This window comes from Chryseobacterium shigense, from assembly GCF_900156575.1.
GTDB lineage: Bacteria > Bacteroidota > Bacteroidia > Flavobacteriales > Weeksellaceae > Chryseobacterium > Chryseobacterium shigense.
Genome location: NZ_FTNY01000005.1, coordinates 1 through 22,172 on the forward strand (window position 1 = coordinate 1; position 22,172 = coordinate 22,172).

Annotated in this window: 20 protein-coding genes; 10 read left to right on the top strand and 10 right to left on the bottom strand. The window is 38.8% G+C overall.

Translation table 11 applies throughout. The features are described 5' to 3' along the window. Positions 1-124: 124 nt before the first annotated feature. Positions 125-694, bottom strand: a complete 570-nt coding sequence (locus tag BW964_RS17100; RefSeq protein ID WP_034724567.1) for a helix-turn-helix domain-containing protein — start codon at positions 692-694, stop codon at positions 125-127. Positions 695-855: 161 nt separating this feature from the next. On the opposite strand from BW964_RS17100, the gene BW964_RS17105 reads away from it, so the two are divergent. From BW964_RS17105 to BW964_RS17150, 10 genes are all read left to right on the top strand, one after another. Then, a complete protein-coding gene (locus tag BW964_RS17105) occupies positions 856-1,563 on the top strand; it encodes a response regulator transcription factor (RefSeq protein ID WP_076509020.1) in 708 nt (235 codons plus the stop codon). A gap of 3 nt (positions 1,564-1,566) precedes the next feature. Continuing rightward, complete coding sequence (locus tag BW964_RS17110; RefSeq protein WP_076509022.1) at positions 1,567-2,967, top strand: sensor histidine kinase; 1,401 nt, start codon at positions 1,567-1,569, stop codon at positions 2,965-2,967. Positions 2,968-3,345: 378 nt separating this feature from the next. Then, positions 3,346-3,840 carry a hypothetical protein gene (locus tag BW964_RS17115; protein ID WP_076509024.1) on the top strand — a complete coding sequence of 165 codons (495 nt, stop codon included), beginning with the start codon at positions 3,346-3,348 and terminating at the stop codon, positions 3,838-3,840. A gap of 33 nt (positions 3,841-3,873) precedes the next feature. Next, complete coding sequence (locus BW964_RS17120; protein ID WP_076509025.1) at positions 3,874-4,701, top strand: YoaK family protein; 828 nt, start codon at positions 3,874-3,876, stop codon at positions 4,699-4,701. A gap of 440 nt (positions 4,702-5,141) precedes the next feature. Continuing rightward, a complete protein-coding gene (gene mutL, locus BW964_RS17125) occupies positions 5,142-6,938 on the top strand; it encodes a DNA mismatch repair endonuclease MutL (RefSeq protein WP_076509027.1) in 1,797 nt (598 codons plus the stop codon). 3 nt (positions 6,939-6,941) lie between these two features. After that, complete coding sequence (locus BW964_RS17130; RefSeq protein WP_076509029.1) at positions 6,942-7,670, top strand: rhomboid family intramembrane serine protease; 729 nt, start codon at positions 6,942-6,944, stop codon at positions 7,668-7,670. Positions 7,671-7,678: 8 nt separating this feature from the next. Beyond that, on the top strand, positions 7,679-8,668 hold the full coding sequence (locus BW964_RS17135; protein ID WP_076509031.1) for an endonuclease/exonuclease/phosphatase family protein: 990 nt from the start codon (positions 7,679-7,681) through the stop codon (positions 8,666-8,668). A gap of 77 nt (positions 8,669-8,745) precedes the next feature. Next, on the top strand, positions 8,746-9,720 hold the full coding sequence (locus BW964_RS17140; protein ID WP_076509032.1) for an endonuclease/exonuclease/phosphatase family protein: 975 nt from the start codon (positions 8,746-8,748) through the stop codon (positions 9,718-9,720). A gap of 4 nt (positions 9,721-9,724) precedes the next feature. After that, a complete protein-coding gene (locus tag BW964_RS17145; protein ID WP_076509034.1) occupies positions 9,725-10,087 on the top strand; it encodes a hypothetical protein in 363 nt (120 codons plus the stop codon). Positions 10,088-10,125: 38 nt separating this feature from the next. Next, complete coding sequence (locus BW964_RS17150) at positions 10,126-10,506, top strand: hypothetical protein (RefSeq protein ID WP_076509035.1); 381 nt, start codon at positions 10,126-10,128, stop codon at positions 10,504-10,506. 175 nt (positions 10,507-10,681) lie between these two features. Here BW964_RS17150 and BW964_RS17155 read toward each other — a convergent pair whose 3' ends face one another. From BW964_RS17155 to BW964_RS17195, 9 genes are all read right to left on the bottom strand, one after another. Continuing rightward, positions 10,682-12,196, bottom strand: coding sequence for a GH3 auxin-responsive promoter family protein (locus tag BW964_RS17155; protein ID WP_076509037.1), 1,515 nt, complete (start codon positions 12,194-12,196; stop codon positions 10,682-10,684). A 105-nt stretch (positions 12,197-12,301) separates the two neighbouring features. Then, positions 12,302-12,712 (bottom strand): BrxA/BrxB family bacilliredoxin, encoded by a 411-nt coding sequence (locus tag BW964_RS17160; protein WP_073328644.1) that lies wholly within the window; start codon positions 12,710-12,712, stop codon positions 12,302-12,304. 443 nt (positions 12,713-13,155) lie between these two features. Beyond that, positions 13,156-13,602 carry a GatB/YqeY domain-containing protein gene (locus tag BW964_RS17165; protein ID WP_076509038.1) on the bottom strand — a complete coding sequence of 149 codons (447 nt, stop codon included), beginning with the start codon at positions 13,600-13,602 and terminating at the stop codon, positions 13,156-13,158. 90 nt (positions 13,603-13,692) lie between these two features. After that, positions 13,693-15,615: a cell division protein FtsZ gene (ftsZ, locus tag BW964_RS17170; RefSeq protein WP_076509039.1), complete on the bottom strand. Its 1,923-nt coding sequence runs from the start codon at positions 15,613-15,615 to the stop codon at positions 13,693-13,695. Between the two features lie 120 nt (positions 15,616-15,735). Then, positions 15,736-17,121 (bottom strand): cell division protein FtsA, encoded by a 1,386-nt coding sequence (gene ftsA, locus BW964_RS17175; protein WP_076509041.1) that lies wholly within the window; start codon positions 17,119-17,121, stop codon positions 15,736-15,738. Positions 17,122-17,234: 113 nt separating this feature from the next. After that, positions 17,235-18,200: a cell division protein FtsQ/DivIB gene (locus BW964_RS17180; protein WP_076509043.1), complete on the bottom strand. Its 966-nt coding sequence runs from the start codon at positions 18,198-18,200 to the stop codon at positions 17,235-17,237. Positions 18,201-18,284: 84 nt separating this feature from the next. Continuing rightward, positions 18,285-19,658 carry a UDP-N-acetylmuramate--L-alanine ligase gene (gene murC / locus BW964_RS17185; RefSeq protein WP_076509045.1) on the bottom strand — a complete coding sequence of 458 codons (1,374 nt, stop codon included), beginning with the start codon at positions 19,656-19,658 and terminating at the stop codon, positions 18,285-18,287. A gap of 61 nt (positions 19,659-19,719) precedes the next feature. Next, positions 19,720-20,829 (bottom strand): undecaprenyldiphospho-muramoylpentapeptide beta-N-acetylglucosaminyltransferase, encoded by a 1,110-nt coding sequence (gene murG / locus BW964_RS17190; protein WP_076509046.1) that lies wholly within the window; start codon positions 20,827-20,829, stop codon positions 19,720-19,722. Between the two features lie 88 nt (positions 20,830-20,917). Further along, positions 20,918-22,171, bottom strand: coding sequence for an FtsW/RodA/SpoVE family cell cycle protein (locus tag BW964_RS17195; protein ID WP_228432167.1), 1,254 nt, complete (start codon positions 22,169-22,171; stop codon positions 20,918-20,920). Between the last annotated feature and the right edge of the window lies 1 nt (position 22,172).

The window sequence follows — 22,172 nt, forward strand, 5'->3', positions numbered from 1 at the left end:
TCTATCTTTTTCCTATTGCTTTTTCCAATGAATTAATATTCCAAAGATATTTTAACTTTTTTAAGAGCGTTATTATAATAAACAAACTTATCACACGGTTAATAAGGTTTAAAAATAATGAATTTTAGGCAGTATAAAAGTAAAGAACAAGCATAATACAGCTTTCATCACTGATGCTTACCGGAACGTGCGGGAATTTTCCGTTAAAATAAAGAGAGTCGCCTTCTTTTAAGATGATTTCTTCATTATCGATGATGTATTTTACTTCGCCTTTCAGGATATATTTAAATTCCCAGGCATCTGTGATCACCTTTTCCCTTTTGGAATTAGGCTCAATGGTCAGTAATACCGCTTCAAAACCTAAAGAGTGCAGGCTTTTGCTGAAGATATGCATATACTTGAATCCTTCCGCTTCCACTTCTTTTTCGATAACCTGCTGGCTGTCTTTGGGTAGATAAATGAATTTGGCGCTGGATTTTTTTTCCACCCCTTCAAAGAAATAGCTGGCATCGATCTCCAGAGACTGGATCATATCCAATAGGACAGGAAGTGAAGGAATGGTTCTTCCGTTCTCGATCCTGGATACAAGACCGTTGCTTACATTGGCTTTGGAAGCCAGTTCGTTGATGGTTAAATTATTCTTTTTTCTGATATCCTTCAATCTTTTACCGATACCTATTAAAAAATCATTCATAGTGTTTGCAATTTAACCTAAATTATGTTCCTTCATGAGAGTTGAAAAGCAAAGTTAATATTATTCTATATAGCATTTGTAAAGTCCGGAATCAATTCATTGAAAATTGTTATTGAGACGATTCGCTCTTTTTCCCTATTTTTGTGAAATTCCTTATTTCAATGAAAAAGATTATCCTCATCGAAGACGAAACCAGCGTTGTCTCTTTTATCAAGAAAGGACTTCAGGAAAGCGGCTATGAAATTTCCGTGGCTTTTGACGGTCGTACCGGTGTACAGCTGGTGCAGGCCAATGATTTCGATCTGGTGGTTCTGGATATTATGCTGCCGGAAATGAATGGTCTGGATGTCTGCAAAGAGATCAGGAAAACCAATCAGCATGTTCCGATTTTGTTTTTGACCGCCCTGGGAACTTCTGAGAATATTGTTCTTGGACTGGAAAGCGGAGGGGATGATTATCTTGTGAAGCCGTTTAAATTTATTGAACTGGTGGCGAGGGTAAAATCTCTGCTAAGAAGAAGCAACGGAGTAAGTCCTCAGGAAATTGCCGAACCGGAACCGGACAATGAGCACGTATTTCAGTTTTCAGACTTAATCGTTAATGATTATACAAAGAAAGTCACGCGCGCCGGAGACGAGATTTCACTGACGTCTACTGAATACAAACTTCTGCTGTATTTCCTGAATAATCCTGAAAAAGTAATTTCCAGAGCTGAAATTCTGGATGCGGTTTGGGGCGTAAATTATGAACTTGGGACCAATGTAGTAGATGTCTACGTGAATTATTTAAGAAAAAAACTGGACAGTCAGGATGATAATAAACTGATTCACACGGTGATAGGAATGGGATATGTACTGAAAAAATCTTAATGGATGTTTAATAAAGTTGTCACAAATCAGACCAAAACGATGGTGCTTCTAATGCTGGTATTTACTGCCATCATTCTGCTTTTCAGTGGGTTGGTTTATTTTTCGATTGTCAACTTTTCCCATCAGAGGTTTTATGAACTGCTTAAGATCCGTACCACGACCATCGTTCAGATTGAGAAAAGCAAAGATCACCTCGATCTTCCCGAAAACTATATCCTCAACAGTCTGAATGATGAAGAGCTTCCCATGGAGAGAGATTATGTTTTTGCGGTGCCCACAGATTCCAATTTCAGAAAGATTTCACAGGAAGTCCATATTCCGGATTATTTTTTCAAAAGTATTGTCAGAAAAGGAGAAGCTAATTATAATGATAAAGAGTTTTACTATATCGGCCAGACTTTTAAATATGATGATAAAGAATACATAGCCATTGCTTCTGCAAAAAACCATTATGTAATCTATTACCTCGGTTTTTTAAAAAGAACATTGATCACCTGTATTGTCCTTTCTCTCTTCTTCAGTATGATCTTTTCATTTTATCTGTCTAAAACTTTATTCAGACCGATTCTTAAAATTACCGGGAAGGTAAAAGAGATCAGTTCCGAAAACCTTCACCTTAGATTAGAAGCTCAGCCTGACAATAAAGAACTGAATGAGCTGGTAGATACGTTCAACGGAATGCTGAACCGTATCGAAACTTCATTTGAAACCCAGAATCACCTGATCGGAAATGTTTCCCATGAATTGAGAACACCTTTGACCTCGATTATGGGTGAAGCTGACGTAGCGCTTTCCATCAACAGAACGGCAGACGAATATAAAGATACCTTACAAATTATCCTGGATGAAGCTGAAAAGCTGGACAAAAAGATCAAAGCACTACTCATGATCGCTGAGACCGGGTTCGACGGTAAAATCCAGAAAATGGATAAGGTAAGAATCGATCAGCTGCTTTGGGATGTGATCGAAACGCTTAGAAAAATTGATTCCAGAAACAATATCTATCTGGATATCAGCATGCTTCCGGAGAATCCTAAAAAACTGAAAGTATATGGTAATGAGCAGCTTCTGCATCTTGCTGTGGCCAATATCATCAGCAATGGGTGTAAATATTCTAATTTCCAACAGGTAAAAGTTTCTCTCGGAGCCTCAGATACTGATGTTTATATCATTGTAAAAGATTTTGGAATCGGAATTCCGGAGGTAGAGATGAACAAGATCTACGACCCGTTCTTCAGAGCGTCCAATACCAAAAACTACGAAGGCTACGGAATCGGACTTCCGCTGGCAAGAAATATCGTAAGAATGCACCGCGGCGAACTGATCGTAAGTTCTCATGAAAACCAGGGAACCACTGTACAGATGCGTTTCCCTAATTTCTACAGTACGAGACCGGAGAGTTAAGGTACGGGTTTCGGGTTAGAGAGTTGGAGTGTTTTAGGGTTTGAGAGTATTGCTGGTTGCTAGTTATTGGTTGCTGGTTATTGAGTTCATATCTAATATCTGACGTCTTTTATCTTGATTCTTGGCTCTTATAACTTAAATCCACCATTCACTTGCGAAGCAAAATTCACTATTCACATTCTTACGCTTAAAGTCTCATGTCTGAAATCTGACATCTGATGTCTTCACTTCCCCTATATGTTAACGGCCATTAACAATATTCTAATCTCATTCTAATCTCTTTAATCACATTTTAATTCCATTCCAAAGAGCTTCTAATCTTGCCGCTTTAGTTTTGTAATATCAAAATACGATAACACAAACCTAAATCTAAAAGATATGACCAAAACAATTTTAATCGCCACGGATTACTCTCTTGAGTCACTGAATATATTAAAAAAAGTACTGAAAGAGAAAGAAGCTTCGGAAGACCCTCATCAGTATAATGTTCTTTTGGTTTCAGGGTATGAACCCGGAGACTCTATCAGAGATCTTCTTTTCAATACAAAAAATACCATTTTCAATAAGATCAGACCTCAGGAATTCTGCGATGCCTATGAAATCATTAAGAACAAATATCCTCACCTGGTCCATAAGATCGTCTGTGACATTTTCACGGGAAGCTTTCAGAGAACATTCAACAATTATGTGAAAGCAGAGAATATAGAGGAAGCTTACTATTCTCCGTCTATCAAGAGTAAGGGGAAAGGAAAATTTGACATTGCCCCTTATATCAAGAAATGTAAAGATCTGCAGGTTCAGGAAGTCAAAGTGGAAATGCCGGAAAGACTTCCGGAAAGAGGAAGACTGGCTGAGATCTTTGTAGAGGTCTAGAAATGGATAAACACAATATTAAAAAATAAAAAAATGTTAAGAAATTATAGTAACAGCCGAACGTTGGGAGACAATATCAGATTGGGGACGCTGACTGCATTCACTGCAGGGACTATAAATATTGCCTCCCTGTTAATATTTCTCTCTTTTACCTCCAACGTAACAGGACACTACGCCATTTTGGCGGCAGAGATCAGTAAAGGAAACTGGACTCAGGTAGCGGTAGTGGGAGCGTGGATCTTCCTCTTTTTCTTCGGAAGTTTCCTGTCTAATTTCATTGTGATCAACTTCAATAAGAGAAGCAAGTATTTCGCACACTCTATGCCGATTGTTCTTGAAATCATGTGTTTATTGTTTGTTGGAATATATGGACAGTTTTATTATCAGAAAACATTGGAAGAAACAGAATATCTGGTTGCGCTGATGCTTTTTGCAACAGGACTTCAAAACGGCCTTACGGCAAGTATCTCCAATTTCTCGGTAAAGACCACCCACCTTACGGGTACTACTACCGATCTTGGAATTCTGCTCTCTATGTTTACGAAAAAGAAATACAGAAAAAGCGGTGAACTGATTGCGAGAGCAAAATTGCTGACGAGTATCATGATAGCCTATGTTTTAGGAGCGGTGTTCTCTGGGCTTACTTATTATTATCTGGAATTCAGGGTGTTTTACGTCATCAGTCTATGTCTTTTAATTGTCATCGGATATGATGCCTATAAAATTCATATGAGACACTTTAATACCAAATACCGTTACAGCAGGATTTATAAAAAGCCTAATCTACTAGCGTATTTGTATGATAAGGTCCACGGAATTCCTAAAAGAAAAGAAAAAAGAACGCTTGTTTTTGATGAATAAGTGAAGAAATAAATATCAGTATTATTTTTGTGTAAACTAGCTGTGAAGCACCCCTTTTCGATGGTAGAGAAGGGGTGTTCTTCTTCAGTTAACGAATGTTTTTTAGCGCCTGTTTATTTGACGCAAAGTTCTATTCAGTAGTAAGGAGAGCAAAGAAGAGAATCAATTTCATTGATTCGATTAAGCGGTGGTATCCGGCAGCTTCATCATCGACGTAGTCGAACTCTTTGCTTTGCTCAAAATTAAGCGCTATCTAAATGAATCTTTGCATTAAAAAAAGAACATCCTCCTTTCAATGTTTTTTTTCCTCCATCAGGGATAAAAACAGAACCGGACAGCAAATTGTGATTAAAATGTTGATAATTAAATTTTAATTCACGGTTTTATTGTTTTAATTCCCGTTTCCATTGACTATTTTTGTAAGTTGATTACAACGTTTTATGTCAGATATTATTCAGCTTTTACCGGATCATGTAGCGAACCAAATTGCAGCAGGAGAAGTGGTGCAGAGACCTGCGTCCATTGTGAAAGAACTTTTGGAAAATGCTATTGATGCCGAAGCGTCTAAGATAGAATTGATTATCAGAGACGCCGGAAAAAACCTGATCCAGGTGGTAGACGACGGCAAAGGAATGTCTGAAACCGATGCCAGAATGGCGTTTGAAAGACATGCTACGTCAAAGATCAAAGGAACGGAAGATATCTTTAAGATCTCTACCAAAGGATTCAGAGGCGAAGCGTTGGCTTCTATCGCTGCGGTTTCTCAGGTTGAACTGAGAACGAAGCAGAATGATGCCAAGATCGGAACCAATATCTACATCGAAGGCGGGGTGTTTCAGTTTCAGGATCCCATACAGACCGTAGAAGGGTCTAATTTTCTGGTGAAGAATCTTTTTTATAATGTTCCGGCCAGAAGAAAATTCCTTAAAAATAATAACGTTGAATTCAGACATGTCATCGATGAATTCCAGCGTGTTGCATTAGCACATGAAAACCTGGAGTTTTCTCTGTTTCATGATGACGAAGCCGTTTTCAGGTTGAGAAAAGGAAGCCAGATGCAGCGTATTGTAGATGTTTTCGGACGTAAACTTCAGCCGCAGCTGATTCCTATCAAAGAAGATATTATCTGGTGTAAACTTCATGGGTTTGTTGCCAAACCGGAAGGGGCCAAAAAATCGAGAGGAGAGCAGTTTCTTTTCGTCAATGGAAGGTATTTCAGAAGTCCTTATTTCAATAAAGCGGTTCAGGAAGCTTTTGAGGGCCTTCTTCAGCCGGGGTATGTTCCTACATTTTTCCTTTATCTGGAAATGGATCCGGAAAAAATAGATGTGAATATTCATCCTCAGAAAACGGAGGTGAAATTTGAAGACGAACATCTGATCTTTGCCCTGCTTCGTTCCACCATTAAAAGATCTCTGGGAATTTATAACGTTTCCCCGAGTCTTGATTTTGATAAAGATCCTGAAATGGATGCGATGATGAATAAGCCTTTTCCAAGCAAAGGGAACAGTGGCGGAGGGATGCTCAAGATGCCTGAAATTATTGTAGACAAAGACTATAATCCATTTATTGAAGAAAGAAATGTACGCCCGGAGGAGATTCAGAACCTTACGGAAATGTACCACCAGAATATCACTGCAGAACCTTCAAAAATCAATTTATTCGAAGACGAAGATTTTGATGAAGACCTGATGAGGTTGCCGAACGGGTACTGGCTTTTTAATAAAGGAGATGTAACCTTAATGCTGGATTTGGGAAGAATGCACCGATTGGTCGTTGCAGAAAACAACAAAGCGTCGAGAAAGAGCAATCTTAATATTAACCCTAACAGTCATTCTCTTTTGTTTTCTCTGGAGTATCATATGAACGAAATAGAAAAGAATAAATATAATTCTTTCAAAAAATTTCTTCCGGAACTCGGGTTTGACATGAAAATTGCACATGAAAGCGTGCTGAGAATAGATGCACTGCCTGAAGGACTGAAAGAAACCCAGGCGATGAAGTTCCTGGAGAATCTTTTCGAGATCCTGGAATACAAGAGTGAAGAGGAATTTATGCAGTATTATCTGAACCAGTGGAACAAAATGCATTCGAAATCAAGGTTTGATTTTATCTATAAAAAAGATGCGGAACAGGTCATCAAAGATTTTACAGCTTTAGGCTTCCCGGAGTTTTTACCGGATGGCAAAAGATGTTTTTATGAAGTTCCGTTTAATGATTTTAAAAACAAATTTTAAAAAATGTTTAACAATATACCACCGATCACCAGGAATATCATCATTATCAATGTTATTGTATTCATTGGTACCTATTTCCTTGGAAACCAGGTAATCGGCTATCTTGCCGGTTTTTATCCCTTTTCTCCGTTTTTCCATTCATGGCAGATCATTACGCATATGTTTATGCATGGAAGCATTATGCATATTTTATTTAATATGTTGACATTGTATAGCTTCGGACCGATTCTGGAGCAGGCTTTGGGGGAGAAAAAGTACCTGATTCTTTATTTCCTGAGCGGATTGGGAGCTTTCTTCCTTTTTAACTTATGGAATTTTGTTGAAGCCCAGCAGCTTACCAGTGAGTTGCAGCAGCTAGGATTTAATGTCAATGCTTATTTATCCGGAGCCAGCGTAGGATTTACCGGAGATGCGGCCTCTGTTCTTAAACAAAAAGAACTGCTGGAGAGTTTTAAAGGAATCGTAGCAACCCCTATGGTAGGGGCTTCCGGAGCTATTTTCGGAGTTGTGGCAGCTTTTGCTACCCTGTACCCCGATTCCAAGATTATGATGATGTTTATCCCGGTTCCTATAAAAGTAAAATACCTGATGCCTATCGTCATTGTTGTTTCTGTCTATCTGGGAGTTTCCGGTAATGGAGGCGGAATTGCCCACCTGGCTCACGTGGGAGGAGCATTGGTTGGCTTTATTCTTGCAAGGATCTGGAGGAAACATCTGTATAGATTCAATTAAAAAATCCTGTGAAAGTTGTCCGTCTTATCCTGTTGATCCTGCATGTAGGCATTGTATTCCTGCTGCTGGGTACTTTAATGAATGCGTATGTACCGCCCAAAATATTTCCGTGGTTCAATCTGCTTTCTTTAGGGTTTCCTGTCCTTATTATTTTATATATAGTATTTACCCTTTTCTGGCTTTTCAGCTGGAAAAAGAGAACCTTTGCATTTATGCTGGCTGGACTTCTCTTTATGAATCCTGTACAGCGATGGGTGAATTTTTCCTCTGATAAAAAAGAAACAGCGAATCTTAAAATTGTTTCTTTCAATGTTAAAGCAGGTTTGCTGGGTGCTACAGATATTGAAAAATACCTGAACACAGCTGATGCGGATGTGGTCATGTTACAGGAATCCGGTAGCAAGATTTCGTTAAAGGGTATGACCGGAACAGGAGACAATGGCGTTTTAAAACTCTTTTCAAAACATAGAATTATAGAGTCTAAGGAGCTGATCAAGAGTGATTTTTATACCAATAATGCATATGCTTCTCAGACAGATATTGAAATGAAAGGAAAAGTATATCGTTTTATCAATGTATATCTGGAGCCTTTTAAGTTCGAAAAAGGGATGGTGAAAATAGATGGGGTGAAAGAAGAGGATGAGCAAAAACTAAAAAATATTGTCAGAAGGCTTATCCCTGTCTTTAAAAAGCATCAGGATCAGGTACATACCATCAAAGAAGCTATCGAAAGTTCACCTTATCCCGTAATTGTAGCAGGAGATCTTAATTCGGTTCCCAATTCTTACGAATATTACCATTTGGCAGATGGATTGGAAGATGCCTTTGTAAAAGCAGGAAAGGGCAGTGCCACCAGCTTCCACGACTATAAATTTCCAATTAGAATCGACTATATTTTTACATCAAAAACCATCAGGCCGGTGACCTATACAGTAGACCGAAGTATAAAGCTTTCAGATCATTATCCTGTGGTGGCAACATTTTCACTAAATCACTAATAATCATAAAATTAGTTAAAGCTTTAGTGCTTGGTAGGATTTTTGATGAACGAATGACATACCTAGATTGTTTTTTCATGAAGCCGAGCCAGTTATTACTATTTGTTCATATTGTTGTTGCCGTGTTGCTATTATGCACATTGGGGAATGCATGGATTCCGCCTAATTTTATGGGCTCCCTGAATCTACTTTCCCTTTGCTTTCCCTATCTGTTTATAGTATATTTTCTGTTAACGCTTGTTTGGGTAATCAAAAGAAAGAAAATAGCCATTGCTTTTGCCTTTGGACTGCTTCTTTTTTACAATCCGGTAAGACGATGGGTGAATTTTTCTCCAAAAACAGAAAGTTTAAAATCGATCAGAGATATTAAAGTGCTTACATTTAATGTAAAATACGGAGATTTTGGTTGGGAAAAGGTGAAAAAATATATCCAGGATCAGGATGCCGATATTATTTTGGTTCAGGAAAAAGATACCAACAGAGCGATCAGAAAAGATATGGTGAAATACCCTTCTGTTATTCTCAAGACAAAACATAAGATTGTAAGACAGGAACAGCTGATCGAAGAGCAGGCAAGGGGTAATTCTTTCTACGCCGATGTAGATATCAACGGAAAAATCATCAGAGTAGTCAATGTATATTTAGAGCCTTTCAGGTTGCACAAGTCCATGCTTCAATTTGATGGTTTTGCCAAGGAAGGCGGAAAAATTGCTAATCTGCTTTCTCATATGACTCCTACGTTTCAGGCTCATGAAGATCAGATCAGAAAAATCAGAAAAGTAATTGACTTTTCACCTTATCCGGTGATTCTGGCAGGCGACTTCAATTCGGTCCCTAATTCCTATGAATATTATAATTTGGGAAGAGATCTTCAGGACGCATTTCTTACCGTAGGAAACGGGGCTTCTACCAGTTTCCATGATTATAAGGTTCCTTTGAGAATTGATTACATTTTCACTTCAAAATCAATCATTCCTTTAAGCTATAAAGTGGATCACTCTGTAAAATTATCGGATCACTATCCTGTAATTGCAGAATTTCTGCTAAATTAGTTCCATGAAAAATTTACTGTCTGCAGTTTTTATAATATCCCTTTTAATGGTAGCCTGTTCAAAGAAAGAGACGCCGGGGTTTGCGGCTGATCAGGAGATGAAAATCCATTATGATACGGCGGCTGTAGATTCATTTTCAGCGGGAGCAACGTCTGTAGATATTGTCCGGCAGATCAGAATGTCTTCACAGAAATATCAGGACTCTATTAAACAGGTTGAAAAACTTCAGAAAGAAGAACAGAAACTGAAGGAAGAACTGGAAAAAGACAATAAAAAGAAGCTGGAAGAGGAAAAGAAAAAGACAGAAGCCGATAAGAAAAAGGCTACTCCTGAAACTCCGCCAGCGACTGGAGCAAAGACCAATTAACCCTCATCACTTTAAAAAACATTTAAAAAATATAAAATATGAAAAAACAAATCTTAGCAGCAGCGGCAGTAGCCCTATTTGCTGTATCGTGCACAAAATCTACTACTAAAACAGAACAGGTAGAAAGCGCTGACGGATCAGTAACCACTACTACAACAACCGTTTCAGAAACGCCTTCTCAAATGGTAGATTCTGCTAAAATAGACAAAGCTAAACAGGACGTGAAATCTAAAGTAGATGAAGCCGGAAATAAAATAGACAATGCCGCTCAGAAAACGAAAGAAGACCTTAATAAAGCAGGAAAAGACATCAAAGCCGGAGCAAAAGAAGTCGGACAGGATGTGAAAGAGGCCGCTGCAAAAGGTGCTGCCAAAGTAGAAGAAGGAGCAAAGAAACTGAAGGAGGATTTAAAGAAATAGTACCGAGAAAATACAGAAAACGCAGCCGGAATTCCGGCTGCGTTTTTTTATGCTCTTTTTCTGAAGAAGATCGGAGTGGGAAGCTATATTGGAAAATTGTCCCAAAAAAAACTATTCTTTTTCACAGTCTCAATAACTTCCATCTTCCGGCATCAGACTTCCTTTCTTCCATTTTTTATCTGTTAAGTTCAAGTAACGGATCGATATATTCTCTGTCGTTGCTCAGTCTTGGGACTTTATTCTGCCCTCCAAGTTTTCCTTTACCCTCAAGCCACTGATAGAAAAGATCAGGTTTTGCAATATGAACGATGGGTCTTTTCAGGGTCAGATTATTGTATCTTTTTGCTTCATAGTCCGAGTTGATCGTTTTCAAATGATGATCGAAGGCATCTGTAAAACGATCAAGATCATCCGGGTGGTGGCTGAATTCAAAGATCCACTCGTGGGCACCGCCTTCATTCTCTTTCATGAAAACAGGAGCACCTGTAAAATCGGTAATACTTGCTCCGGTGACTTCACAGGCTTTTGAAAGGGCAGATTCTACATTGGTAATCATCAGTTCTTCTCCGAATGCATTGATATAATGTTTGGTTCTTCCCGTAATTTTAATTCTGAAAGGATTAATGGAGGTAAATACAACCGTGTCACCGATCAGGTATCTCCATAGTCCGCCGTTGGTGGTAATTACCATCGCGTAATTTTTTCCCACTTCAACATCTTCCAGACTGACAACTTTTGGGTTGGAAAAGTGAAACTGATCCATTGGAATGAATTCATAGAAAATCCCATAGTCAAGCATCAAAAGCATTTCGTCGCTGTCCGATCTGTCCTGGATGCCAAAGAAGCCTTCAGAAGCATTATAAATTTCGTAGTAATTGATCTTTTTACCGATGATCTGTCTGTATTGGTCCTTATAGGGCTTGAAGCTGATTCCACCGTGAAAAAAGACCTCTAAATTGGGCCAGAGTTCAGAAATGCTTCCGCTTCCGGTTTCTTTTAAAACTCTTTGAAGAAGAACCAGCATCCAGCTCGGTACTCCAAGGATACTTCCCACATCTTCATTTTTCACTTCAGAGGTGATGGCTTTAAGCTTGCTTTCCCATTCAGACATCAGGGAGACCTTTTTACTTGGAGTGGTAGTGATCTCCACCCAAAAAGGCAGATTATCAATTAAAATAGCAGAAAGATCCCCAAATTTGGTATTAAAATCTGCGTGGAGCTCTGAACTGCCCCCGAGACGTAGGTTTTTATTGGTGAACAGCTGATTTTCCGGATGATTGTTGGCATAAATGGAAACCATATCCTTTCCTGCTTTCATATGGCAGTATTCCAGGCTTTCCGTGGAAATAGGGATGAACTTGCTCTTTGCGTTGGTGGTTCCGGATGATTTGGCAAAATGTTTAATGTATCCCGGCCAGCTTACATCCTTGTGTCCCTGTCTTGCTCTTTCAATAAAAGGCTCAAAATCTTCATAGGTAACGATGGGAACCTTGTTTTTAAAGTCCTGGTAGCTGGAAATTGAATTGAAACCATATGCTTTGCCGTATTCTGTATCCTCCGCATGAAACAGCTGAGAAAAGAGTATACCTTTCTGAGTCTCAATGGGATGATCCATGAAATTCTGAATCTGATCGATCCTTTGGCGGATAAACCAGTTGACGACAGTATTGAAAAGTGCCTTTGTTGCCATTCCAACAAATATAATAATATTTGGATTTTTACAGAATTTTTATCGTGTTAAATAAAAAAACCGTTACATATCATGTAACGGTTTAGTATTTAGCTTTATTGTTTCTTAGCAATACTCATCAAAAGCTGCCTGAAGATTGGCTGCAATAGCACCTGCAGGGTTTCCTTCAATGTGGTGTCTTTCAAGCATGTGAACTAATTCTCCGTCTTTGAAAAGCGCTACACATGGAGAGCTTGGAGGGAATGGAGCAAGGTGTTTTCTTGCTTCTGCTACAGCTTCTGTGTCAAATCCTGCAAAAACAGTTGTTAAATGATCAGGCTTTTTATCTCCTGTCAAAGAATAAACAACCCCTGGTCTTGCTGCACCTGCTGCACATCCACACACTGAATTGATGACCAATAGAGTTGTTCCTGACTGCTTTAAAGCCTCCTCTACCTGTGCTGGAGATGTTAGATCTTCGAAACCTTTATCTGTAAGTTCTGCCTTCATGGGCATTACTAAATCTGTTGGATACATATATTTTGTTTTTTATCACGACAAAGTTAAGCAATTCTTGGCTTTTGTTCAATATATAAAAACTATCAATCGTTTAGTCAGATAAAATTAATGCAATATTAATATTGTAATAATATTCGAAAAAACATGAAATAAAATTATGAATAACAAGAATTATTTATTAAATTTGAAATGATTCTGAAAAACAAACGACCATGAAAAAAACATTTACTGCTTTCCCTCGAGCGTTCAAATTATTTAATACGACATGATGACGTAGTGAATAACCACTTATTTAGTTTTGAATGATGATAAACTGAATTAATAATTATGAATATCCAAAAATGAATCCCGGAACGTGAACGCTCCGGGATTCTTTAATCAAATCGATATGCAAAGGTTGGATATCCTTGTTGTGGTACAGGTGCTGCTAAAAGGTATAGTCTCGCACCGTGTATCCTGTTTTATGAAAGAAGCTTCTTTGCCATTTCGGAAATGCTTTTTCCGTCTGACCTTCCGGCTAATGCTTTTGAAGCTGCTCCCATTACCTTTCCTAAGTCTTTGGCAGACTCAGCTCCGGTTTCTGAAATAATATTTTTAATTTCTGCTTCCAATTCTTCCGGACTCAGTTGTTTAGGCAGAAACTGCTCAATGACTTTCATCTGGGCATCTTCTACTTCTGCAAGGTCATTTCTTCCCTGTGCGGTAAACTGTTCGAAGGAATCTTTACGTTGCTTGATCATTCTCTGGAGAATGGCAATTTCCTGTTCCTCGGAAACTTCAGTACCTCTTGCTTCGGTTTGCAGATTTAAAATCTGAGCTTTTACAGCTCTCAGAGAGTCCAGAGCAACTCTGTCTTTTGCTCTCATCGCTGTTTTAATAGCTTCGCTTATAGTATTTTCTAAACTCATGGTATATAATTTATCAATGTAAAAGTGTATCAATGTACCAATTTGAACAAGCAATTGTTACACTGTTAAATTGATCCATTGTTACATTATTTAGTCAACGTCTTTATTTAAAAACCTGTTTTCTCTTACCTGCATAGATCCATTGTTGTCAGACAGATACGTGTTGATATTCTGGTCTGATGCATTGTTTCCGTCGATAGAGATATTCTTTCTCTTGAAAGCGGGTACAGATTCGAATTCACTTGTGCTGTCAAAACTTTGATAACGGGAATTGAATTCTTTTAATTTATTTCGTCTCTCCACAATTCTTTCCTGATCAACCGCTTTATTCACAAACGTGAATTCCGATTCTGCAGGTTTTGGAGTTTCAATTTCTATTTTTTCCTCAAAAGCAGGTTTTGTTTCTGCTTTTGGCTCTTCATATCTTGTCTGGAAGATGGCTTCAGCTGCCTGAACAGGAATTTCAGTTACTGCACTGGCCGGAGCGGTAAACTCTGCTTTCGGCTGTCCGTAATCTGTTTTCGGCTCGTTGGATGAAGGCTGATTGTTTACAAAAAAACTGAACTCAACAGGTTTTTCGTTGGAAAAAGCATTGGTCGCCGGTGAAGATGGAGTGTCTTCTTTTCTGGAATCAAAATCAAATTTAAAAGACTCGATTTCCAGATCATTTGGATCTTCTCCTTCTTCATCATAAGAGAACAGGCTGTAAGATTCTTCCTCCGCTTCTTCTTCATTTCTCCAGTCACGGGCAGCATTGTTAGATGTATCTTCCTCTTTATCAAAGAATTTTATTTCTGTTTTAATCTGCTCTTCCTCAATAATCATTTTTTTTTCAGAAGACGTCATCCCGAATTGAGGAGCATCGCTGTCCTCATCATCCAGTCTGAAAGTATGTTTTCCTCCAAAATCACGGGTGGTTTCGGCAGGTGTTTCTCTTTCTTCTCTTGTTTTAAAAGGAGAGGTCTTTGGAGCATCAAAACTGTCATTAAGGCTGATTCTGATCTTCTCCGTAGGGCCTGCAAATCTTTTGCTGTCATTTGAAAAACCTGTAGCAATGACAAGAACACTTACAGAATCTCCTAATTCTTCATCAGCACCGACCCCGAAAATAATATCAGCCGTATTTCCTGCTTCTTTCTGAATGTGGTCCATAATCACACCGATTTCGTCCATGGTTACTTCTTCAGCACCACTTCTGATCAATAGAAGAACGTTTTTGGCACCGGTGATCTTGTTGTCATTCAACAACGGAGAGTCCAGGGCTTTTTTAACGGCTTCTTCGGCTTTGTTTTCTCCAGAAGCAATTCCTGTAGACATCAGTGCTGTACCAGAGTTCTGAAGGACAGATTTGGCATCTCTAAAGTCAATGTTTACATCAAAGTAACCGGTAATAACTTCTGCCATTCCTTTGGCGGCATTGGTTAAAACTTCATCGGCTTTTGAGAATCCTTGTTTAAATCCAAGGTTTCCGAACTGCTGTCTCAGTTTATCGTTATTGATCACAATCAGTGAGTCAACATTATTTCTTAGCTTTTCAAGACCAATCTCGGCTTGTTCAAGTCTTCTTTTACCTTCGAAGCTGAAAGGAACGGTAACAATACCTACCGTCAAAATTCCCATATCTTTAGCTACTTTGGCAATGACGGGAGCTGCTCCTGTACCTGTACCACCGCCCATTCCGGCTGTGATAAATACCATCTTGGTATTCTGGCCCATGCATGCTTTAATTTCTTCGATGCTTTCAATAGCCGATTTTTCTCCAACTTCAGGATCTGCTCCTGCACCCAATCCTTCAGTGATGGTGGTACCAAGCTGTACTTTATTGGCAACGGGGTTATTATCTAAAGTCTGGGCATCTGTATTACAGACCACGAAATCTACTCCGTAAATTCCTTTCTCGTACATGTGCTTCAATGCGTTGTTTCCACCGCCTCCTACACCGATTACTTTTATAATGGATGAATTTCCTTTTGGCAAATCAAATGAAAATCCTTGTGTATCTATATTTTCCATAACTATGCTTTTTATAATTGACGATTGATGAATGATAATTGATGAGTGATAAATGGCTGGATGCAATAAGCGGTCTGCTTTTTATTTATCAATTATCAATAATCTTCTATCATTTATATTTTACTCTACTTCTTCAAAGAATTTTTTTACTTTTTCCATAAGCGACTGCCCAAACGTGAGCTTCGCTCTTCTGTTTTCCTGCTGCTGGGTAACTACCGCCTGTTGCTCCTGAACTGTAGCTGTCGGCTGAATGGGCTGAACCGTTTCTGCCTGTACTTCAGCGGCTTCTGCTTTAGCTATTTCTTCTTCTACGAGCTCTTCAGCTTCGGCGCCCTGCTTTTTGTCCCGAATCTTCAAACTCTCCATCAGCAAGCCGATTGAAGTAGCAAATTCCGGGCCTTTCAGGTACTGGTTTTTGTCGTTGGCAATATATTCATTGGCAAAACCAATTCTGCTATCAAAACCTGTGGTATAATTGGCCAGCTGACGAAGGTGTTTTAAGTTGGATCCGCCTCCTGTAAGGACAATCCCTGCAATCAGCTTTTTCTTTTGCTCAAATGCTCCGTAAGCTTTTAATTCTGTGTTGACCATTTCCAGAATTTCTTCTACTCTGGCATTGATGATCTGTGCCAGGGTTTTAAGAGAAATTTCTTTGTCCGGTCTTCCGTGAAGTCCAGGAATTGTAACAAATGTACTGTCTTTTTCCAATTCCGGAACTGCAGAACCGAATTTTACTTTCAATTGTTCTGCGTGTTTCTCAATGATGGAACAGCCTTCTTTGATATCTTCCGTAATAATACCGCCTCCGTAAGGGATTACGCAGGTATGACGGATGATATTGTCTTTGAAGATCGCAATGTCTGTAGTACCGCCTCCTATATCTACAATGGCAACGCCGGCTTCTTTTTCTTCTTTGGTCAGTACGGCTTCTGAAGATGCGAGAGGTTCAAGGGTAAGGGCTTCCATTTCAAGGCCTGCTTCTCTTACACATCTTGCGATGTTTCGGATGCTGCCCATCTGTCCCACTACCACGTGAAAATTGGCCTCTAAGCGTTTTCCGTGCATTCCAACAGGCTCTTGTATTTCGCCTTCGGAATCCACTTTATATTCCTGGGGAAGAACATGGATGATTTCCTCTCCGGGAAGCATGACCAGCTTCTTTACCTGATCTTTAAGTGCTTCGATGTCGTCGTCCGTAATAAATTTGTCCGGATGCTCACGCATAATATAGTCGGAATGCTGCAGAGAACGGATGTGTTTTCCTGCAATACCTACCGTAACTTTACGGATAGGAACTCCTGCGCTGGATTGTGCTTCAGAAACGGCCGCCTTGATTGAATTAATGGTTTGTGAAATATTATTCACAATCCCTTTATGAACTCCAAGACTTTTGGCCTTTCCGACCCCGAGAATTTCTATCTTCCCGTGTGCATTCCTCCTTCCGACTATCGCGACAATTTTCGTTGTCCCGATGTCCAGACCTACTGAATACTCTTGATTTTCCATTTTATGTCGATTTGATTTTTTTCTACTTTTTCATGTCAGGGACCGTGTCCCGTTTTTTTAATCCAATTGGATTTTGTCCAATTCTATGTTAAATTGTCCTTTCGGACTGGCCTTTATTCTATTTTTACTTTTGCTTTAGGCTTTGCAGCTGCGGGCTTTTTCTCTGTCTTTTTAGTTTCCTTTGGTTTAACGGTCGTTTTTGGTTTTATTTTTTCCTTCGGTTTTACAGAAGGGGCTTTTGCTTTTTTAGTTTCTGCTACTTTAGGCATGGCTTCCGGTTTTTTTGTCGCCATCAGTAACGGAGCTTTTGCCAGTTCCAGATTTCCTGCTTTCAGAATGCTGTCGTTTTCTTTGAAATATGGATTTAAAGTGGTGACAATCTGGTTCTGGTATTTTACAGAGACCATGCTGTATTTTTGGGGATCCTGAAATACAAGATATTTTTCTACGAAAGTTTTTAAACCTTTTACCTTAAACTCAATATTGTCAAGATCTCCTATTTCCACTTTATAATTTCCATCACTGGTCAGAAGATTATAATCGCCTTTGCTTTTTGAAATTCCGATAAAAAATTTCTTGCTGAAATCATCTTTGTCAATTTTTTCAACCAGCTCTGCCAGTTTTTCATATTCATCCGGTTTTACATCTCCGGTTACCAGCATACATGGGTGAGAATAGGTTCTGGAAATAGGAAACTCAGTTCCTTTTTCATCCACATAAAAGTCTTTTCCGTCTTTGTTTAATCTGAATACAGGAACTCTCTGTTTGATATCCAGATAGAGTTTCCCGTTCAGGTTTAAATAGACATTGGCACTGTCTACCGCAGGAAGAGAATTAATTTTCTTTTCAAGCACGGGAATATTCAGGTCTCCGACTTTTCCGGAAGGGTTTTCTTTTTTTACAATTTCCCGGATATCTTTTTCATCAATGAAATAGACCGGAGTTTTTTCATTCATTTTTACAGAAATCTTATTGTCCGTAATCTTCTGGCCGCTGAATCTCTTCAATGAGAAACTCAGCAGTAATCCCAGGATGATCACTGTGACAGCAATTTTTAATATTCTGTATTTATTTTTCATATATTTTGTACAATGTAAAAAGTACGGTGTACTATTGTATTCTAATTAATTACTTTATTTAATGATCTCTGTGCATTGTACTTTTTACATTTTACTTTGTACAGAAGAATTTATCCATTCACAAATAGGATCATACAGGGTGTCAATGTTTCCTGCGCCTACGGTAAGGAGGATGTCAAAATCTTTTTCTTTTATTTTTTCAAAAGCACCGGATAGTTCCGATTTTTCTTTTTTCTCTAAAGTCACCTTTTCCAATAACCAGTCAGAGGTTATTCCTTCAAAATTTTCCTGAAGTTCTCTTGCAGGATAAATATCGAGAAGAATGAGCTCATCCGATTGGCTCAGGCTTTCTGCAAATCCATCAGCGAAGTCTTTTGTTCTGCTGAAAAGATGGGGCTGAAAGACCACCAAGAGCTTTTTATCAGGGTAAAATGTTCTGATAGAGCTCACGACCGCATTGATTTCTGTCGGATGATGGGCATAGTCATCGATATAAATTTTACCGTTTGGATAGATATGTTTGGTATATCTTCTTTTAATTCCTTTAAAATTGGCAATAGCCTTTTTCAGTGTTTCAAAATCTACGCCTAAATTGTAAAGAATCGCCAAAGCTGCCGTTGCATTTTCTACATTATGGATTCCCGGAATTTCCCACACAAAATCTTTTACCGTTTCGGAAGGAGTATGGAAATCGAAATAGATTTTATCATGATCCATACGCAGATTGTCTGAATAGTAATCTGCTTCTTCATTGACGGCATAGGTCTGATGTGCTCTTCCGATATCCAGACCTTTTCTTACGAATAACTGTCTGTCATTCGGAACCAGAGCTGTAAATTGCTTGAAACCTTCTTCAATATGGCTTTTATCACCATAAATATCCAGATGGTCTGCATCGGTGGAAGTTACCACAGCCCAGTCCGGAGAGAGGCTCAGGAAGCTTCTGTCGTACTCATCTGCTTCTACTACGGAATATTCTGTGCCATTGTACAGGAAGTTTGACTTAAAATTTTCAGAAATCCCTCCTAAAAAGCATGAAAAGGGTAGGTTGGCTTCTTTACACAAGTGGGAAACCAGTGTAGAAGTGGTTGTTTTTCCATGGGTTCCTGCTATGGCAATACAGTCTGTATTTTCGGTGATCTGGCCTAAAACCTTAGCGCGCTTTAAAACTTCAAATTGATTTTGATTGAAATAATCTAAAATTTTCAACGTTTTGATGGCCGGCGTATAAATCACCAACGTATCTTCTTTTTGAAGTGTGGTTATTTTATCATCAATGTTATCTTCGAAAACAATATCAATTCCTTCTTGCATGAGGAGGGTGGTAAGCTTGGTATTGGTTTTATCATACCCCAGCACTTTTTTGCCCGAAGCATGGAAATAACGCGCTAAAGCACTCATTCCAATACCTCCGATTCCTACGAAGTAATAATTTTGATATGTGTCTAAAATGTTCATTCTTTTTGTATTAATGTATTCTGTACAATGTATTGATGTATGTTTTTGTCGTTAATACATTTTACACTGTACTTTTTACAGTTTTAAATATCTCATCTACAATCTCTTTTGCGGCATTGGGTTTGGCAAAATATTCGAGGTTATTAGACATTTCATTTCTTAAACTTTCACTGCTGCAGATCTCTTCCAGTGTATTCCAGAATTTTTCCTGCATTTCAGAGTCTTTTACCATTCTGGCTGCATTTTTTTCAACCAGATTCATGGCATTTTTAGTCTGGTGATCTTCTGCTGCAAAAGGGAAGGGTACCAGAAGAACAGGTTTTTTAGCTACTGCCAGCTCTGAAATGGCAATCGCTCCTGCTCTTGAAACAATGATGTCTGCCGCAGAATAAGCTGTTTCCATGTCTTTGATGAATTCATGGATCTGGATATTTCTGCTTTCAGCGTCTTTTGTTTCCTTTATTATGTCTTTATAATCAAGCTTTCCTGTTTGCCAGATCAGCTGATAATCTTTTTCTACAAGTTCATTTAAATGAGATCTCCAGGCATTATTTAATGTTCTGGAACCTAACGAACCTCCTACCGAAAGAATAGTAAGCTTGTCCTTATTTAATCCCATTTTTTCTTTTGCCAGAGATGTTTCCATCATTCCTGTGATGATATTCTCACGAATAGGATTGCCCAGGAATTTTATTTTTTCAGCAGGAAAGCCTTCTACTTTTGGATAGGCTGTGAAAACAGCTTTTGCCTTTTTGCTCAAAATTTTATTGGTAACCCCTGCGTGGGCATTCTGCTCCTGAATAAATATGGGAATTCCCAGTTTGCTTGCTTCATACAAAGCCGGTCCGCTTGCAAACCCCCCTGTTCCTACCGCAAAATCCGGAGCGAAATTTCTAATAATCTTTTTCGATTTAGATAAACTTTTCAAAATTTTGAAAGGCAGTCCTAAATTCGATAACATATTTCCTCTGTCGATTCCGGCAATATCAATTCCTTCAATTTTATAACCTGCCTGCGGAACTTTTTCCATTTCCATTTTTCCGTTGGCTCCAATGAACAAAAATTCTGTATCAGGAAATCTTTTTTTGATTTCGTCTGCAATGGCGATAGCCGGGAAGATGTGTCCTCCTGTTCCGCCGCCTGATAATACTACTTTTAGTTTTTGGTTCATTTTCTTTTTTATAATATGATAGCGCTATATTATGATTAGGACTGCGTCCTATCTTTTGTTAAATCGTCCCGATGGGACTTTTTATGGGTTATGCGATATCATTAATTTCTGCTATACTCTGTTTTTTGCCCATTCCTTCTTCATCGTATATCTGTATCCTTGAGCTTATATTTAAAATAATTCCGAGCTGGAGGTAAGTGACCAGCATGGAGGTTCCTCCGTAACTTATCAATGGCAGTGGCTGTCCTGTTACCGGGATCAGATTGACCGCTACTGCAATATTTACCGCAAGCTGTATAAAGATCATCACCCCGAGACTGAGTACGAGGAGCGAGCCAAAAAAGGCGGGCATTTTACTGGCAATCATTACAATTCTGATCATCATAATAAGATAGAGACAGATCAGAAAAGCGGCACCTATGAGGCCATATTCTTCTACAATCACTGCAAAAATAAAGTCGGAAGCAGACTGTGGAAGCATTTGTTTTAATGCACTTTTTCCAGGTCCCATTCCGGTAATTCCACCGTGAACTATGGCTGCTTTGGCCTGCATTACCTGATAGTTTTTGGCTTTTACGCTTTCGTCATCTACATCCGTTGATTTTGCTTTGCTGGAGGTAAATGTTTCAATACGGCTCATCCATGTATGCACACGGTTTCCGCCTATCAGATTGGTATTTAGTGCTACAATCAGGAAGAAAACAATGGCTACAAAAGAGGAAGAGATAAATCCTGCGATGTATTTCCAGTGAAGTTGTCCTATAATGAGGACAATGACTGAAACCATCAGAATCATCAATGCCGTAGAACCGTTATCTTTTGCTACCAAAACAAACACCAGCAGGATAGGCCCGAAGATGTACATAATGTTCTCGATAGGAAGCCTTTCCCTTGTTATTTTTTTGGTCAGATATCTGCACAGATAAATGATCAGCATTAAAAAGGCAAATGAGGACGGCTGGAATGAGATGGGAGTTCCGGGAATTTTCAACCATCTTGAAGCACTGGCTCCGTCAATAGTTTGACCTGTAAACATGGTTACAACGAGCAATACAATCATTAAACCGAGCAGAATACTGCTGAGCTTTCCGATATACTCATATTTCACCATTCCCACGACTCTCATGATCACCAAACCTAAGACCACAAAGAACATATGTTTGATAACATGACCGGTAGTAGTCCCATTATTAACAATATATTCCAGATTTGAACTCGCTGAATATACAGGGAAAATAGAGAAAATGGAGATCACAAGAATGACCATCCAAAGTACTTTATCGCCCTTTAGCAATTCAATTCTGCTTTCTGTGTTCTGTTCGTCCATATTTTTTGTATTCATG